Genomic DNA, 17,437 nt, shown 5'->3' on the forward strand with positions numbered 1-17,437 from the left:
TTTCATTATTGGCAAATATAAGGCAGCAACAAGACGTATACTTGTAGTTTGTCAGTTCACTTATGTTTCACCTGAAACATTGCTAAAATACAGCAGCCTCTATAACGGGACAGATGCAGGAACCTTGGTCAAATTTCGTTACGAGCTTTGCGCTAGCTGCCGTCACCGAGCGCTCTGTCTGAGCGTAGCGAGTTTGCGCGAATGGCGGCTTATCAGCGCGCGAAGTGAGTAGAAATTGGGGCTTGTTCCTGCATCCGTCCTGTGTATAGAGGCTGCGTGAGTTTGCATTATATTTCGGCGTGTATAAAGTTAGAATTATTATTTCAGCTCACACCAGATAGTCCCATCAACAAGCATTTCATGAATTATGTTAACTAATTTTATGTTTTCTCTGCCAGTCTGTGCATCACGAACATTTGTCTTTCTTCTCTCCCCATTTTATTGCATTTACCCCACCTTTCAGCACTCTTTTTCTTATTTTCCCATCTCCCTTGTTCACTCTGTTTCATCTATACGGATTCTTTCTACTTCTATGCATATCAATTAATAATTATTCATTCAATTTTTACTATTTTATGCATCTGCATTCATCAAATCATCCACTAAATCTGTATTTTCTACTTATGTTGATAATAGAAAATTGCCAGCTGCGTCCGATCTCTCAACTGCAATTTATCCAAAATCGAACTCAGATAATTTCTGATCGTTCCCTCACTCAAATATAACTCCGCCGCAATCTCCTTATTACTGTTTCCATCCGCAATCAATCGAATAATTTTCTTCTCCCGCTCATTGATTCCACGAGCCGCATAATCAAATTCATCCTCCTTTCTTATTAGATCCGGTATTTTTGACACAATTTCCGCCCCAAAAACCGTTTGTCCGGAGCAGACCGCCCGGAGTGCAGACAAAATACTTGCATAATCCTGTTTTAAAAGATATCCCTTCGCCCCTATGCGAAGTGCTTTTACAATATATTCATCATCCAGAAATGTTGTAAGAAGCAGTATATTTGCTTCAGGATATACGTGTAAAATCTCCGTTGCCGCCTCCAGTCCATCCATATTTTTCATACGAATATCCATCAGAAGTACATCTGGTTTGTGCTCTCCGTATAGCAGCACAGCATCCCTTCCATCCAGCCCCGTTGCCACTACATCAACATCCTCATTCACTTCCAGAATCGTCTTTAATGCCCCTGTAACCAGACAATCATCATCTACAATTACTATTTTCATTACAAACTCCTCATTTACTGCATTTCTTTCGGTATCACTACAAAAATCCGAAAACCTTTTTCACTCTCAATCCGTAGCGTTCCATTCAGTGTGGACACCCTTTCCTGCATATTTTTCAAACCAATTCCCGTCGTTTTATTCATATTATCTGCACATCCATGTCCATTATCTTCCACGCACAACTGGTATAATGCCGGGTGTTCTCTTACCGTTATTTTTACATAAGTCGCACCACTGTATTTCATTACATTTGAAAGTGCTTCTTTTACAATTCCAATAAGACAATATTTTACATTACTGGTCACTTTATTGGACATATCGTATTTCAATTCAACTTCGCAATATTTAAAGTCCCGAATAATTCCCTTTATACTTTCCTGCAGATTAACCGCTTCATCATGTAAATCATGCACACTTGAACGAATACTGTCCATTGCAGAATTAAGCGAATCGTCCAGTCCATCGAGTATAGGTTCCAGGTTCTGATCCTTATTTAAAGCCTTCGCAGCCCCTGTCAGAAGTATTGTACGCGAAAGTACATGTCCCACATTATCATGGATTTCCCTTGCAATTCTGTTTCTTTCACGGAGTGTCGCCGCATATATTTCATAATTTTGTTTTTCTATCAGAGCTCTGTTTTTTTCTGCCAGAAGAAGTGTTTTTTCTTCTCCATCATCAATTGTTTTCCGAAATTCTCTATCCAATTTATCGTACTTTTTCGTTTTTCTTTCCAAAAGTACTGCAAGTAGACAGCCAAAGGCAACATTCAGCAGCATCCCATTTTGCAAATATGTATTTTCTGTCAGTATCACACCACCTGTAATCATACTGGTCAATGCTGCTACCCGGCTTTTTTCTTTAAGCAAAGCATATCCCATCACTGGATAAAATACTACAAGTTCAGGGATAAGAATCGAAGTCCCGACAAACGCCACGCAACCCAGAATCTTTGTCATCCTGTGTTCCAGAACATATTCTCCGCACAAAAGGACAAGCGCATAAAGCAGTGCAAATATAAACTTTCTGTCTGCACTTATCCAGAATAATGCAGTCATACAATACAGCAGCAATACTCCCGTATCCTGAAAATATCCCATTTCTCTCCTCCCGTTGTTATAATAATATAACATATTCCATACCTCTCAAAGTGACAAATGTCATGTTTTTCTTGTGACATCTTACACTTGGTATTGAACGCATCTTATTTTATACTGTAGTTATCAGGTATAAAAGCCTTCATATTCTCATAAACGACGTTTATATTCCTGATATTACTATGTGAAAGTAACTATTTAACTGGAGGGATTCTTATGATCCATATAGAAAATCTGGTAAAAAGATACGGTGATCTGGTTGCACTCAACCACCTGAGCCTGGATATTCATGAAGGTGAGATCTTCGGGCTGCTCGGACCGAACGGCTCAGGGAAGACAACTGCTATCAACTGTCTTCTTTCCCTTTTGAAATATGATAAGGGAACCATTGAAATTTTTGGACAGCCTATGACACCTGACAATTATCAGGCAAAACAGCAGATTGGAATCGTACTGCAAAACGTTGCTGTTTTTGACGAACTGACCGTGTATGAAAACATCGATTATTTCTGTGGTCTGTATGTTTCCGATAAAAAGAAACGTAAAAAACTGGTTGATGATGCTGTCCAATTTGCAGGACTTGAAGATTATTGCAAAATGCGCCCGAAAAAGTTGTCCGGCGGTCTTCTTCGCAGGCTGAATATTGCCTGTGGAATTGCCCACAAACCACGTCTTATCATCATGGACGAACCAACTGTGGCCGTCGACCCGCAAAGCCGTAATAAAATCCTCGAAGGTATTCAAAAGCTGAATGCGCAGGGATCAACGATCATCTATACTTCACATTACATGGAAGAAATTGAACAGATCTGCACTCGCATCGCGATTATGGACCATGGTCGGGTCATTGCTTCCGGTACATCCGAAGAATTAAAGAAAATGATCAAGACCGGCGAAACTATCACCGTAGAAGCAATTCTTCTGGAGGAAAAACATCTGCGGGATATCCGCAGTCTTCCTCATGTATTTGATCTGCATTATGAAAATCAGATTCTTGTACTCCGTTGCACCGGTGCACAACATAATCTGATTCGTCTTCTGAATTATCTGCAAAGTCAGGATATCACCTTCGGAAGAGTATTTTCCGAGCTTCCGACGCTGAACGATGTTTTTCTGGAAATCACCGGAAAACAGCTTCGCGATTAATGGTTTTTCAGGCATATAAAGAGAAATACATGATGTATATTTATGCATTATTTTGTATAATTAATGATTACAGAAAGGATTTCTTATGCTGCATTTAATAAAATATAACATTCTGGTAAAACTCCGGAATTTTAATATGACTTTCTGGCCACTTGTTTTTCCTCTGATACTCGGCACTTTTTTCTTTTTTGCTTTCGGAAATCTCAATGATGCCGATTTTGAGACGGTACAGGTGGCTCTGGTAAGAGAAACAACCAGCAATCCATTATTTGATTTTTATCTTGAACAGGTGCAAAAAAGTGACTCAGATCTGATCAACATACATGAACTGACAGAGCAAAAGGCTCTTGCAGCCCTGAAAAACAAAGAAATCTCCGGAATTTATTATACCGGTATGACGCCTTCCCTGACGATCAACGCACACGGAATCCCGGAAAGCATTCTACAGTCCATTCTGGAAAGTTATAACAACAGTCTGCACACCATACGGACGATTTTGAAAACTCATCCATCCGGGCTTCTGAACGGACTTACACAGATGATAGACACTCGCAATCTGGTTCAGGAGGTTTCTCTGGGCGGAAAAACAATTGACGGGAATTCGCAGTTTTTTTACGCTCTGATTGCAATGGCATGTCTCTATGGATGTTTTATCGGCTTTGGCTCCGCAATCACATTACAGGCCAATTTAACGGCTCTGGCGGCAAGGCGCTGTGTCACTCCTACCCACAAGCTGAAATTGATCTTATCCGAGCAGATTGCATCTTTCCTGATCGGATATGCAGACGTCATTATCCTGCTTATTTATCTGCGAAACATTTTGAAACTTGACTTCCAGGGACAGATAGGAAAAATGCTTCTTATTTCTCTTTTCGGAAGCCTCATCGGTGTCTCCATAGGTCTGTTTGTAGGCAGCCTCAGCAAAATGAGTGAGGGCATCAAAGTATCTGTTATCCTCGCCATTTCCATGGTCTGCAGTTTTCTCTCAGGCCTGATGAACAGTTCGATGAAAGATTCGGTAGAAAAGCATTTTCCAATCATCAACCGCATCAATCCTGCTGCACTTATCTCGGATGCATTTTACTGCATTAATGTATACGATGATCCGACTCGCTACTATCGAAATGTACTGACACTGGCAGTCATGAGTGCTGCACTTGTTTTTGCCTCATTTTTACTGATCAGGAGGAATCGATATGACAGTATTTAAGTGTTATATGAAAATATTAAAAAATAATATTGGTCTGGTCAGCATCTATCTGGTGATTTTCTTTTCGATTGCCATGGCACTTCAGGCATCCGCCAAAAAGGATCATCTGGAAGATTTTGAAAAGACGCGGATCGACCTTGCCATCGCAGATCAGGATGACAGCACACTTTCTCACGCACTCACGGATTATCTTAAAACCATCCATAATGTATATGAGATTTCCGCAGAACCTACAGTGATGCAAGAGGAACTTTTTTACAGAAATGCAGAATATATCGTGCAGATTCCGAAAGATTTTTATGAAACCTGTATTGTAGACGAAAACCCGCTTTCTGTCACAAAAGTACCCGGATCCTATTCTTCTTTTTATGTCGACCAGCAGATAAATGTATGGCTGAATTCCATCCGCACTTATACTGCTGCCGGATTTTCACAGAAAGAAGCCGCCTCTGCTGCGCTTGAACAGTCTGCTTCGGAAGTTACCATGTATCAGGACGATGAAACAACAATCGAAACGCCGGGATATACGTATTATTTCCGTTATATTCCATATCTGTTTCTGGCCGTATTGTGCTACTCCATGGGCTATATCCTTCTGGCATTCCGAAAAGAGGATATACAAAAACGTATGCTGGCATCTGCCATCTCCACCCGCAGACAGAACCTCGAAGGTCTGCTTGCCATGTTTACAATCAGTTTGGTTCTCTGGCTGATAGTAGTCGCCGGTGCCGGTATTATGTATGGGAACGAACTCCTGACTTCCAAAGTTCTGGGGTATTACCTGTTAAATACCTTCCTTATGCTGACAATTGCACTTTCACTGGCATATCTGATTGGCCTTTTTATGAAAAACAACAACATGCTCAATGGAATCACAAACATCGTTTCCCTTGGCATGTGTTTCCTGTCAGGTGTCTTTGTTCCAATAAATATCATGGATAAAAAAGTCCTTAAGATTGCACAGTTTCTGCCTGTTTACTGGTATGAAAGCATCAACGAGACTCTTTCCCGGTATCATGTCGTCTCCGGTAAAATTGCTGTTGATATCTGGAAATCCATGGGAATCGAAATCATGTTTACTCTTGCTTTGCTCGCACTGATCCTTGCTGTTTCCAAATACAAACGGCAGGGATAATCGCTTCTAATAGATTTCTGGCATCGGTACACAGATTACCCCCATTGCCGATGCTTAATGATTATCATTAACCAAGTCTCAATGAATGACTCGCAATTCTGATATATTCTTAATTAGAACAAAGCCCACAGCATCTGCTGTGGGCTATCTATACTCTTGTCTTATGACATTTTACTGTATTGATTTCAGAAGAAAATTCCAACCTGCTCCAGGAACTGTTCCGGAACTTCTACATGTGGGAAATGCTTCGTTTCTTTAAGTGTCGCAACCTCTACAGACGGATTGACATTCTGGTAAGCTTCTACGATCGCTTCACCATTATTTTCCGCTTCACCTTCTACGATATAAAGGCTGTTGTCAATCTCTTTGAGGCCCCGGGTAATATCAATGTTCATATATTTTGAAGCTTTATTTGCATATACATTCTTTGCATAGCATCCGCCTCTGTGAGCAGCTTCATAATATGCATCCTGAAGTTCCCGATCCGGATGGAACGGATCAAATGCATAGTTCTCAATAAAGTCATCATTGACTGCACTTCTTGATACAACCATATGATAAACCAGTGTTCCGAATACCGGAATCTCCAGACATTTGCGCAGAAGCTTTTCTTTCCTGCCAGGCATCTGCTTCAGACTGGCAAGGCTGACCGGATTCACCATCATGATCTTATCAAACAATGTCTTTTCGTTATGGCATGCCATAACTACAAAGGAAGCGGAATATCCATTTACAATGACATCCGTTTTTTCTCCGATTACATTTTTAATAAAGTCACAGATTGCCTGAACATAAACAAAATTTGTATAAGTCATGCCCGGCTTCTCAGAACGTCCGCATCCCGGAAGATCCAGATTGTATACGGTATGCTCCAGCGAAAGTTCATCCTCGATTCTGGTCCATTCATATCCGGAACCACCCGGAAGCATATCATGAATCAGAAGAATCGGGCTTCCTTTACCTTTTTTTGTATAATAAATATCGCCAAAACGCCAATGATAATAGTTTCTGACATCTGTATCCAGCATTTCCTTAAGACAGGCGGATGCTGCAATTACTTTATTTATAATATGGATCGTGGCAGTTGTTGTTGTCGCCAGTGCTACAAGAGTAAGCAGTCGTTTACTGTGCTTGTTCATGTTCTACCTCCCTTTTTATCACCTGAGTAGCTTTATTATACGCTAAAAAAAGTTTTTTTACAATCTATAACAAAGAAAGAAGTTTTTGTACATCTTCCATTCTGGTTGCCCAGCTGGTTGCAAATCTGACCACTGTATGCGAATCGTCAGCTTTTTCCCAGAAACCAAACTGTACGTCTTTTTTTAACTCTTCCATTCTGCTGTTTTCAAGTACGACAAACTGCTGATTTGTAGGTGAATCAATAAAAAACTGATATCCTTTTTTCTTTAAGCCTTCTTTCAGGACTGCTGCCGTCTCGATGGCATTTTTGCCGATTGCCAGATAGAGGTCATCTGTAAAAAGTGCATCAAACTGCACGCCAAGGAGTCTGCCTTTTGCAAGAAGTGCGCCATGCTGTTTTACACGTGTGAGAAAATGTTTTGGCATACATTTTCCGGTAAAGACAACCGCTTCACCACAAAGCAGTCCGGCTTTTGTTCCGCCAATATAAAATACATCGCAAAGCCTGGCAATATCATGCAGTGTCACATCTGTCTCTTTACTGACAAGGCCATAAATCAGTCTTGCTCCGTCGAGAAAAAGCGGCAGCTTATATTTTCTGCACACAGAAGAAAGCTCTTCCAGCTCTTTTTTGCTGTATAAAGTTCCATATTCTGTCGGATATGAAATATAGACCATTCCCGGAAATACCATATGCTCATGGTTATCATCTCCATAAAATGTTTCTACCAGTTCTTTAAGGTCTGATGCACAGATCTTACCGTTTTTTTCCGGAAGCTCCAGTACTTTATGTCCGGTAAATTCGATTGCACCGGCTTCATGTGTGCTGACATGTCCCGTGTGAGCCGCTACAACGCCCTCATACGGTGCCAGCATGGTGTCAATGACAATCTGATTGGTCTGTGTGCCGCCTGTCAGCAAATAGACTTCTGCGTCCTCACAGCCGCATGCTTTCTTTATCTTTTCCTTAGCTGTTTCACAGTAATGGTCCGTGCCATAACCGGAAAGCTGTTTCATATTGGTGTCAATCAGGTGCTGAAGAACTTTTTCATGTGCACCTTCTGAATAGTCATTTACAAAATATAACATTTCTCGTTCCTCACTTGTAGTAAAATCAGATTCATTTTATCAAAAAAATCCCCCGCGGGCAACTCGCGGGGGAAGTATTCACCGATTTATCATATCCTGATAAGCGTCATTCAGTTCTTTTACGTTCATCTTATTTACCAGATAAACCTTATCTCCTACGACTGCTGCATAGAAGTTTGTATCATACTCATAATATTCTGCAGTAGTTTCATTTCCATCTGTATCTTTGAAGAGGAATGTATATGCTGCCTCACCATCCGGAGTATATTCCTCGGTAAGACGCTCCTGTGCAGTCATATTGATGAGTTTGTTGTAGAAGGTCGTAAATGCCGATTCATCGAGTTCTTCTCCGTCCAGCTCATATGAAGTCGTTGTAGTATCTGAAGTGGTTTCGTCAGAGGAATCTACATCAGCAGAACTCTCATCAGATGTCTCTGCACTGCTTTCATCTGTATTTTCTTCATCTGATGTATCTGTATCAGTATCGGACTCTTCTTCATCCTCAGCCTTAGCTGTCTCCCTTACAACGTCAACTGTGTGATCTCCGTCATCACTCTTTATTTCCAGTGAATCCAGATCATTCACGGATACATAATTTACGGTCAGGCTGTAAAAATCAGATATTGTACTGTCAAGGATATCTGTCAGGGAATCTTTGGTGATTGTGTATACTTCTTTGCTGTCATCTACTTTTACATAACGGTCATCACCGGTCTCATCTCCCACATAGATGGTAAGTGTCTTCTCAACCGTCCGGGTCTCCTGCTCATCCTCGGAAGAATCTTCTTCTGATGCATCAGCACTTTCTGCAGTATCAGAATCTGCATCTGTGTTTTCTTCTGAAGATTCTGTGCTCTCTTCGCTGTCAGCATCTTCTTCATCGCTTTCCACTGCTTCTTCTTCAGTGTATTTCACTGTAACTACAGCATACGGATCGTCAAATCCATATTTTGCATCATCCGTGCAGTTGTAATCTACGAATTTGTCATACGCAAGAGAACCAATTGCCGATGTCACATTTCCTGCTTTCGTTGTATCTGCCTTTTCTGTATCTTTTCCATCAGAGACATTCCAGAACAGATTATCTGCATCCTGCGTAAGTTCATATCCGTCTTCTTTGTCAACTTTTACATCTGTGATTGTTGCAGAAGTAACAGATGGGAATGTACCGCTCTCGGCAAAATCATATAATCCTCCCATAAAAGGCTCCAATGATGTACTTGATACCAGATAGACATTCTTATCATCGTCCTCCTTCTTCACGTAATACTGATTATTCGAAGATTCCATGCCAACCTGAAGTGTTGTATCTCCATCTGCTGTTGTCAGTGTGATCGTATTCTGCGGATCATCCAGCTCATACTGACTCAAATCCTCAACATCCGAAATCTCCTGATCTGCAGTAAGGGAAGCAACTCCCTTAACTGCATTATCCACAGTATCCTGATTTACCGGAAAATCTGCATCTGATTTTTCTGTCCAGCTATCATCTTTTTTATCAAATTCTACATCTGCGTCATCTGCTTTAAAAGAAACTGCTGTCACAGCATCTGCTTTAAGGCTTATGAAATCAACACTCTTATCCTCTTTCTCAGCCTCTTTTGCTTCCTGTGAAGAAACATAAGAATTCACACCGACATAAGCACCGCATGCCACACCAAGCACCACAACAGCAGAAACAAGTTTGACTGTTTTTTTCTTCATTATGCTTTTCTCCTTTTCAGCCATACCATAAATCCAATGACAAGGAAAATAACCGGGATGATTCCCATTACCATAATTTTCCAGAAGCTTACATCATAAGCAGTCAGTGTCAGATAGGAAATCTGCAGGTTCTTAGACGGGATGGAAATCGTCTCTGTTTCATCAGAGCTGCACATCCAGTTCAGAGAACTCATGATCATCTGTTCGTTGCCGCCGGATACCATCTGGTTGATCTGGCTGTCCATGAGATTGGAACTTGTGTAATAAACAATCTGAGTTTCTTTATCATCATCCAGAGTTTCGGTAATACTTACACCCAGGTCAAACGGACCATCAATATCATCATCGCTCTTGTCAATTGTGCCGCTGTTGACATCAACCTTGGAATATGCACTGTCAGAAGTAGTCAGAAGACTGTTGACTGTAACGGTGTCACGAAGATTGTCTGTCTGTTTGATTCCCTGTGCATATGGCATCAAAACATAATATCCTTTGGATGCAAAATCAGAGATTGCATCTGTGCTGTTGACCGTCGGTATCAGATAATAAGGCATCTGTGCATAATGCTGTGAATCGCCCTCTATCACGATACCATCTGTTCTTTCCACACCATAATTTGCAAGAACGGCATCAAAATTTTCCATAGATTCTTCTGTATAATCAGAGAAAATCATAGCCTTTCCGCCATTTTCCAGATAATCAATAATTGCATCTTTTTCAGATTCGGAAATATCAGAAGTAGGTGCATTGATCAGCAGACATGCCGTATCATCCGGAACTTTTTCTTCTGTGATCAGATTCAGGGACTTAATGTCAATATTCGCCTTCTGGATATCCTCCTGAAGTGTGGAATCCAGTTCTTTTTCACCATGTCCGTCCAGCGTATAAAGCACCGGAAGGTCTTCTGATGTCACATAGGAAATTGCACTGTCAATCTGGCCTTCTCCATCAAATCCTGTCGTTGTAGACTGATAAGTATTGTAATCTATAGAAGATTCATAAATACTGCTGTAATTTACCACTTTGCTTCTGTCACCACATACAACGATCAGGCTGTTTGCAGCAACATCGTCACTTGTATAGTCGGATGTAAATTTCGGGTTTACTACCGGATCTTTCTGTTCTACTTTAATGTGATCCGATTCTTCCTCATATTTTTCCAGAAGTTTCTTAATGGTCTCATCTTCGGAACCACTCTGAACTACCTGATAAATTGTGATATCTTTGTCCAGTTTTTTAAGGAATTTTTTTGTATCATCACTGATGCTGTACAGTTTTTCGCTGCTGACATCAACCTCCGTATATTTTGTTGGAAGTGAGCCGACGATCATATTGACTACAAGTACGATCACAACAAAAATGGCACTGATGACTACGCTGTAGGAGCCATTTTTGAGATACTTTTTGTTCATGGAATCCTTGATCTTCTGCTTCAGAGGTTTCTTTTCTTTCTTTGAAGCTTCGTTTACCGGATTTTCCTGATTTTCTGTCTTCTTTGCTTTAAATTTATCTGTAAATTTCATTGTCTCCCACCTCCTTAATTCCAGCGTCTCTTGGCAATCGACTGTACGGTCAGGAATAAGCATACTGCGATTACAGACACAAAATACAGAATTCCTTTTACATCGAAAATTGCATTTGCAAAGTTGTCAAAATGGCTGCTCAGGTTAAAAATATCCAGTACTTTCTGGATTCCGCCTGAGAAAAAGCTGGAATTCACGACATAAACGATCACAAGTGCAATTTCTCCTACCACGCAGACAACTGCGGAGATCAGGAAGTTTTTGATCATGGTGTAGATTATGATTGCTGCTGCAAGGATAAGAAGTCCAAATGTAATACATGTAGACATTGCGCCTTCGGAGAAGAAAGAAGAAATGCCATTCATCATATAAAAAGCAAACAGAATGACAAAGGTCAGCACTGCCGCAATGACCTGGCTTTCAGTAAGCGATGAAATAAACACACCGATTGCAAGGTTTGCACAGCCCAGAAGGAAAAATCCGAGGACTGCCGTATAAGCTGCACCCAGAGATACTGTGCCGAATTTTGTCATAAGTAATGGATAAAAGCACATGACCAGCATCGGAATTGCAAAGATTGTAACCAGGGCAAGATATTTGCCGAGAACGATTTTTTCTACCGATACCGGTGCGGTGAGGAGCAGCTGATCTGTCTTCTGTTTACGTTCTTCTGCAAGAACTCTCATAGTAAGGATCGGTACACTGATCAAGAATACAAAAGTCAGTGCACTCAATGTATATTCAAAACGTGGGTATGACGCTCCAAGCTGATATGCGGAAAAATAAATACCAGTCAGAAGCAGGATAAAAAATATGAACAGATAGCCAATCATAGATGTAAGGTAACTTCTCAGCTCTCTTTTATATACTGCGATCATTTATCTTCCCCCTCCTTTTTGTCTGTTTTTTTATCGTCTTCGGTCAGTTCAAGGAAGATTTCCTCCAGAGATACTTTCCTGGACTGCATCTCAAGGATCGGGCACTTCGCATCTGCCATTTTGAAGAATACCTCTTCACGAACATCTCTGTCCTCATTTGTGGAAACATTTACATTCCATGCATGTTCTTCTTTTGCGTCGGCTGCAGTGACATTCTTCACACCCTCAATCTGTCCGAGTGCCGTGCAGATCTTGTCTTTCTCACCTTTTACGATCAGATTCAGGGTATTAGATCCTTCTGCAAGTTTTCCGAGGTTCTCCGGTGTATCACTGGCAACAAGTTTACCATGGGAAATGATCAGTACATAATCACAGACGGCACTTACCTCTGAAAGAATATGGGAACTTAAAATTACCGTATGTTTTTCCTTAAGACTCTTAATCAGATCACGAATTTCAATGATCTGTTTCGGGTCAAGACCAACTGTAGGTTCATCGAGAATGATCACTTCCGGATATCCTAAAATTGCCTGTGCAAGACCAACCCTCTGTCTGTAACCTTTTGAAAGGTTTTTGATCAGACGGTTTTTCATGTCTGTGATTTTTACCATTTCCATGACCTCTGCAACCATGGATTTCTTTTTATCTTTTGGGATTTTTTTAAGATCAGCGACGAAATTCATATATTCCAGCACTGTCATATCGAAATAAAGAGGCGGCATTTCCGGCAGATAGCCGATACATTTTTTTGCCTGCTCCGGTTCATCCAGTATATCATGACCGTCAATGGTTACCGTTCCCTCCGTAGATGCTATATAACCGGTAATCATGTTCATCGTCGTAGATTTACCAGCTCCGTTTGGCCCCAGAAAGCCGTAGATTTTGCCCTTCTCTATTTTAAAAGAAAGGTGGTCAACTGCTGTATGATCTCCATAGCGTTTGACCAGATTGTTTACTTCAATCACAATTCTCTCCTCCTTTTCCATTGACATAATTGTTTTATTATTTCTGTCTCTATACAAAATGAAAGACACCTCCAGGTGAAACAGAGATAGGGGGTACCTGGAAGCATCTTCCATTTTAGAGCCAGATCTTATGTCTGCTCTTGGAATATTCTATGAGAAAGTTGTGATAAAAATAGGATAAATCTGTGATGATTTTGTGAAAATAAATATTGCTGATTTGACCCTACGCAAGAGGTTCTTTTAACGGTGTTCCTGCCTTGCGCGGATAGCGTCCCGGCGTCGTTTTTATCTTCTCGATCACGACGAGAGAACGCTGGATCTCAGAATCAGGAAGGTTAAAATAAACTACATCCTGAATTTTACCGCCGAGGATTTTTACTGCTTTTTCTGCCTGCTGCAGTTCTTCCTTTACCGTGCCGGATTTATAGGAAATAAAATGACCGCCGACCTTTACATATGGAAGACAATATTCTGACAGAGTTGCCAGATTGGATACGGCTCTGGATACGCACAGATCATACTGTTCACGGTACGATTTATTTTTTGCAAATTCTTCTGCACGTCCATGGATCGCCGTGATGTCTTCAAGCTTCAGAAGATCAAATGTCTCCTCCAGAAAATTTACACGTTTTTTCAGGGAGTCCAGAAGGCAGGCTTCCAGATGCGGAAATGCAATCTTAAGTGGAACACCTGGAAAACCGGCACCAGTTCCGATATCCATGATTTTGTTTATTTTGTTCATTTCCACAGCCTTCACACAGGCGAGGCTGTCCAGAAAGTGCTTTACCAGCACCTCCTGAAATTCTGTGATTCCGGTCAGGTTCATGACTTTGTTTTTTTCAACCAGATATTCATAAAATGTAATAAACTGCTGTTTCTGCACTTCATTCAGGGTAATGCCGAGTTCTTCACACCCTTTATCAAGTACTTTCAGATCATAAGCCAATATTCTTATCCTCTCTTTCTCAGGAATTTCTTCTGTACTGTTCGAGATATACCAGAAGTACGGAAATATCTGCCGGTGATACACCGGAAATACGAGATGCCTGTCCAATGGAGATCGGACGGTATAGTTCCAGTTTCTGTCTCGCTTCGATACGTAAACTTCCTACTTTTTCGTAATCAAGATCTTCCGGAATTTTCTTTGCTTCCAGTTTCTTAAACTGTTCTACCTGTTTGAGCTGACGTTTGATATATCCTTCATATTTCAGGTTAATCTCCACCTGCTGCTTCACATCCCACGGAAGCTCTGGTCTTTCCGGATCGATTGGTGCCAGATCTTCATAATTGAGTTCCGGTCTGCGGATCAGCTCGGCGATCGTTGTACCGGATTTCAGAAGTGTGCTGCCCTTTTCTTCCAGAAGTTTTTGTACCTGTGGTGTTCCGCCGATCGTTGCATGCTCGGTTCTGTCAATTTCTTTCTGAATGGCTTCTTCTTTTCGAAGAACTGCCTGATAAGTTTCTTCATCGATCAGCCCTGCCTGATACCCTTTCTTGCGAAGACGGAGATCGGCATTATCCTGTCTCAGAAGCAGTCGATATTCTGCACGGCTGGTCATCATTCGGTACGGCTCATGATTTTCTTTTGTCACAAGATCATCGATCAGCACGCCAATATAAGCCTCGGAACGATCCAGTACAAGCTGCTCCTGACCTTTGATTTCCATTGCTGCATTGATTCCGGCAATCAACCCCTGTGCAGCAGCTTCTTCATATCCGGAGCTTCCGTTAAACTGTCCGCCGCTGAACAGACCTTTGATCTTCTTAAATTCCAGTGTCGGATAGAGCTGACGCGGATTGATGCAGTCATATTCGATTGCATAAGCATTCTTTACGATTTTTGCATGTTCAAGCCCCGGAACAGAATGATACATGGCATCCTGAACATCCTCCGGAAGAGAACTGGACATTCCGCCGATATACATTTCATTCGTATAAAGTCCTTCTGGTTCGATAAATACCTGGTGGCGGTTTTTATCCGCAAAACGAACGACTTTATCCTCGATGGACGGGCAGTATCTCGGTCCGGTTCCTTCAATCATTCCGGAATATAACGGGGAACGGTCCAGATTGTTACGGATAATCTCATGTGTTTTTTCATTTGTATAAGTCAGCCAGCAGGATTTCTGCGGAATCTGTACCGACTCCGGATCCGTAGAAAAGGAAAACGGCACAACTTTTTCATCACCAAACTGTTCTTCCATCTTGGAATAGTCGATGGTATTTCCGGCAATTCGCGCTGGTGTTCCTGTCTTGAAACGAAACATTTCGATTCCGAGAGATTTCAGGGAATCCGTCAGATAATTGGCTGCCTGCAGACCATTTGGGCCTGTATAATTGCTGACATCTCCGTAGATGCATCTTGCTTTCAGATAAGTTCCTGTACAGAGTACAACTGCCTGACAGTGATAAATGGCTCCGGAATACAGTTTTACACCTGTGATCTTTCCGTCTTCGACAAGAAGTTCTGTTACTTCTCCCTGCTTGATGGTCAGATTTTCCTGATTTTCCAGAGTTTTTCGCATCTCTGTACTGTATGCCTGTTTATCTGCCTGTGCTCTTAAGGAATGCACAGCAGGACCTTTGGACTTGTTCAACATTTTTGACTGAATAAATGTCTTGTCAATATTTTTACCCATTTCTCCACCGAGAGCATCCAGCTCTTTTACCAGATGACCCTTTGAGCTTCCGCCTACATTCGGGTTACACGGCATCAGTGCAATACTGTCTACGCTTACCGTAAACATCACTGTATCAAGTCCCAGACGTGCACCGGCCAGTGCGGCTTCACATCCGGCATGTCCTGCACCTACTACTACGATATCACAGGTTTTTTCCAGTGTTTTATTCTCCATTATTATCTTCCCTTCTTACTTCCCTACACAGAATTTGCTGAATATTTCATTTACAAGATCTTCTCCTACTGACTCGCCTACGATGCGTCCGAGGCTTTCGTATGCACTCATCAGATCTATGGAGAAAAAGTCTTCTGCCATTCCCATGTTAATACTTTCTTTTACCAGCCTCAGACTTTCTTTCGCCTCTTCAAGTGCTGCTTTATGGCGGGCATTTGTAATATATACCTCATCATTAAAAGAAAGTTCTCCATGGAAAAACATACGCTTGATCTCATCTTCAAGCTGTCTGAGTCCTGTTTCTTCCACAACGGATACCGGAATGACAGGACTACCTGTTTTTTCTTTTAATTCTTCAATACTCACTGCGGCTTCCAGATCGGTTTTATTGTAGATCACGATACTCTTTCTTCCGGAAAGAAGTTCCATGATTTCTCTGTCATTATCATCAAGAGGAAGCGAAGAATCCACCACATAAAGGATCAGATCCGCATCCTCAGCCATCTGTTTTGCTTTACCGACGCCAATCTTTTCCACAATATCTTCTGTCTCACGGATACCTGCCGTATCAATCATTCGAAGTGTAATGCCATTCAGTGATATATATTCCTCAAGAATATCTCTTGTTGTTCCTGCGATTTCTGTAACGATTGCACGGTCTTCCCCTACCAGAAAATTAAGCAGCGATGATTTTCCCGCATTTGGTTTTCCGAGGATGACCGTCTTGATTCCTTCCTGAATCATTCTTCCGTCGTCGGCAGTTTTCAACAGGTCACTTATATTTTCACTCTCTTTTTCCACAATTTCAAGTAGTTCCTGTGGATACCCGGTAAGGTCAAAATGCTCCGGATCGTCAAGTGCTGTCTCAATATAAGCAATCTGATGTAGCAGCCTTGCACGGATCTCCCGGATTGCTTTCTGCACAGAACCCTTTAATTGCTCGACAGAGCTTTTCAGTGCCATTGAGTTTTTGGCCTGAATGACATCCATGACCGCCTCTGCCTGCGAAAGATCCAGTCTTCCGTTTAAAAACGCTCTTTTTGTAAATTCTCCCGGTTCTGCAATGATGGCACCGTTTTTCAGTACCGTCTCGAGAACTCTCTTCATGGCATATACGCCGCCATGACAATCTATTTCAACAGTGTCCTCACCTGTATATGTGTGAGGTCCTTTCATTATCATAACTAATACTTCATCTACGACTTCTTCTCCATCATATATAAAACCATAATGTATCGTATGGCTTCCTGCTTCACGGATATCTTTTTTGCCGTTTTTGGAACGGTAAATGTTCGCAATCACATCCATTGCTTTTTCTCCGCTGATGCGGACGATACCGATACCCGAAGCACTCATAGCTGTAGAAATTGCTGCAATTGTAGCGTCCATATTTCCTCCTGAAAAAGAAAGATGTTATTCAAGGTAAAAAGCACACGTCAAGCACGTGTTATTCACGCTTT

Annotated in this window: 14 protein-coding genes; 3 read left to right on the forward strand and 11 right to left on the reverse strand. The window is 41.5% G+C overall.

Going from position 1 to position 17,437, the window contains the following annotated elements; translation table 11 throughout:
• Window positions 1-617 precede the first annotated feature (617 nt).
• On the reverse strand, window positions 618-1,238 hold the full coding sequence (locus DWW86_RS15765; RefSeq protein WP_117944000.1) for a response regulator: 621 nt from the start codon (window positions 1,236-1,238) through the stop codon (window positions 618-620).
• 14 nt (window positions 1,239-1,252) lie between these two features.
• On the reverse strand, window positions 1,253-2,335 hold the full coding sequence (locus tag DWW86_RS15770) for a sensor histidine kinase (RefSeq protein WP_117944001.1): 1,083 nt from the start codon (window positions 2,333-2,335) through the stop codon (window positions 1,253-1,255).
• A 213-nt stretch (window positions 2,336-2,548) separates the two neighbouring features.
• Here DWW86_RS15770 and DWW86_RS15775 point away from each other — a divergent pair, with 213 nt between their 5' ends.
• From DWW86_RS15775 to DWW86_RS15785, 3 genes are all read left to right on the forward strand, one after another.
• Window positions 2,549-3,478 carry an ABC transporter ATP-binding protein gene (locus DWW86_RS15775; RefSeq protein ID WP_072522509.1) on the forward strand — a complete coding sequence of 310 codons (930 nt, stop codon included), beginning with the start codon at window positions 2,549-2,551 and terminating at the stop codon, window positions 3,476-3,478.
• Window positions 3,479-3,563: 85 nt separating this feature from the next.
• Window positions 3,564-4,688 (forward strand): ABC transporter permease, encoded by a 1,125-nt coding sequence (locus tag DWW86_RS15780; protein WP_117944003.1) that lies wholly within the window; start codon window positions 3,564-3,566, stop codon window positions 4,686-4,688.
• The gene (locus DWW86_RS15785; protein WP_117944005.1) at window positions 4,675-5,823 is read left to right on the forward strand and encodes an ABC transporter permease; all 1,149 of its coding nucleotides are present in this window, start codon (window positions 4,675-4,677) and stop codon (window positions 5,821-5,823) included. The genes DWW86_RS15780 and DWW86_RS15785 overlap by 14 nt, the downstream gene beginning before the upstream one ends.
• Window positions 5,824-6,008: 185 nt before the next feature.
• On the opposite strand, the gene DWW86_RS15790 is transcribed toward DWW86_RS15785, so the two are convergent.
• From DWW86_RS15790 to mnmE, 9 genes are all read right to left on the reverse strand, one after another.
• A complete protein-coding gene (locus tag DWW86_RS15790; RefSeq protein ID WP_117944007.1) occupies window positions 6,009-6,962 on the reverse strand; it encodes an alpha/beta fold hydrolase in 954 nt (317 codons plus the stop codon).
• Between the two features lie 64 nt (window positions 6,963-7,026).
• Window positions 7,027-8,052: a threonine aldolase family protein gene (locus DWW86_RS15795; RefSeq protein ID WP_117944009.1), complete on the reverse strand. Its 1,026-nt coding sequence runs from the start codon at window positions 8,050-8,052 to the stop codon at window positions 7,027-7,029.
• Window positions 8,053-8,130: 78 nt separating this feature from the next.
• Window positions 8,131-9,756 carry a DUF4340 domain-containing protein gene (locus DWW86_RS15800; protein ID WP_117944011.1) on the reverse strand — a complete coding sequence of 542 codons (1,626 nt, stop codon included), beginning with the start codon at window positions 9,754-9,756 and terminating at the stop codon, window positions 8,131-8,133.
• A complete protein-coding gene (locus DWW86_RS15805; protein ID WP_117944013.1) occupies window positions 9,756-11,279 on the reverse strand; it encodes a Gldg family protein in 1,524 nt (507 codons plus the stop codon). Before DWW86_RS15805 ends, DWW86_RS15800 begins: the two co-directional genes overlap by 1 nt.
• 14 nt (window positions 11,280-11,293) lie before the next feature.
• A complete protein-coding gene (locus DWW86_RS15810; protein ID WP_117944014.1) occupies window positions 11,294-12,157 on the reverse strand; it encodes an ABC transporter permease in 864 nt (287 codons plus the stop codon).
• The gene (locus DWW86_RS15815) at window positions 12,154-13,122 is read right to left on the reverse strand and encodes an ABC transporter ATP-binding protein (RefSeq protein ID WP_117944016.1); all 969 of its coding nucleotides are present in this window, start codon (window positions 13,120-13,122) and stop codon (window positions 12,154-12,156) included. The genes DWW86_RS15810 and DWW86_RS15815 overlap by 4 nt, the downstream gene beginning before the upstream one ends.
• A 223-nt stretch (window positions 13,123-13,345) precedes the next feature.
• On the reverse strand, window positions 13,346-14,068 hold the full coding sequence (gene rsmG / locus DWW86_RS15820; protein ID WP_072522521.1) for a 16S rRNA (guanine(527)-N(7))-methyltransferase RsmG: 723 nt from the start codon (window positions 14,066-14,068) through the stop codon (window positions 13,346-13,348).
• 19 nt (window positions 14,069-14,087) lie between these two features.
• Window positions 14,088-15,977 (reverse strand): tRNA uridine-5-carboxymethylaminomethyl(34) synthesis enzyme MnmG, encoded by a 1,890-nt coding sequence (gene mnmG, locus DWW86_RS15825; RefSeq protein WP_072522522.1) that lies wholly within the window; start codon window positions 15,975-15,977, stop codon window positions 14,088-14,090.
• A 15-nt stretch (window positions 15,978-15,992) separates the two neighbouring features.
• A complete protein-coding gene (mnmE, locus tag DWW86_RS15830; protein ID WP_072522523.1) occupies window positions 15,993-17,366 on the reverse strand; it encodes a tRNA uridine-5-carboxymethylaminomethyl(34) synthesis GTPase MnmE in 1,374 nt (457 codons plus the stop codon).
• Window positions 17,367-17,437: the final 71 nt, after the last annotated feature.

Origin of the sequence: Ruminococcus sp. AF17-22AC (assembly GCF_003460065.1) — a bacterium.
Lineage (GTDB): Bacteria > Bacillota > Clostridia > Lachnospirales > Lachnospiraceae > Blautia_A.

Bases quoted from the DNA above. Each gene is read 5' to 3' on its own strand.
- DWW86_RS15765 (WP_117944000.1), bottom strand. From the start codon at position 1,238: ATGAAAATAGTAATTGTAGATGATGATTGTCTGGTTACAGGGGCATTA.
- DWW86_RS15770 (WP_117944001.1), bottom strand. From the start codon at position 2,335: ATGGGATATTTTCAGGATACGGGAGTATTGCTGCTGTATTGTATGACT.
- DWW86_RS15775 (WP_072522509.1), top strand. From the start codon at position 2,549: ATGATCCATATAGAAAATCTGGTAAAAAGATACGGTGATCTGGTTGCA.
- DWW86_RS15780 (WP_117944003.1), top strand. From the start codon at position 3,564: ATGCTGCATTTAATAAAATATAACATTCTGGTAAAACTCCGGAATTTT.
- DWW86_RS15785 (WP_117944005.1), top strand. From the start codon at position 4,675: ATGACAGTATTTAAGTGTTATATGAAAATATTAAAAAATAATATTGGT.
- DWW86_RS15790 (WP_117944007.1), bottom strand. From the start codon at position 6,962: ATGAACAAGCACAGTAAACGACTGCTTACTCTTGTAGCACTGGCGACA.
- DWW86_RS15795 (WP_117944009.1), bottom strand. From the start codon at position 8,052: ATGTTATATTTTGTAAATGACTATTCAGAAGGTGCACATGAAAAAGTT.
- DWW86_RS15800 (WP_117944011.1), bottom strand. From the start codon at position 9,756: ATGAAGAAAAAAACAGTCAAACTTGTTTCTGCTGTTGTGGTGCTTGGT.
- DWW86_RS15805 (WP_117944013.1), bottom strand. From the start codon at position 11,279: ATGAAATTTACAGATAAATTTAAAGCAAAGAAGACAGAAAATCAGGAA.
- DWW86_RS15810 (WP_117944014.1), bottom strand. From the start codon at position 12,157: ATGATCGCAGTATATAAAAGAGAGCTGAGAAGTTACCTTACATCTATG.
- mnmG (WP_072522522.1), bottom strand. From the start codon at position 15,977: ATGGAGAATAAAACACTGGAAAAAACCTGTGATATCGTAGTAGTAGGT.
- mnmE (WP_072522523.1), bottom strand. From the start codon at position 17,366: ATGGACGCTACAATTGCAGCAATTTCTACAGCTATGAGTGCTTCGGGT.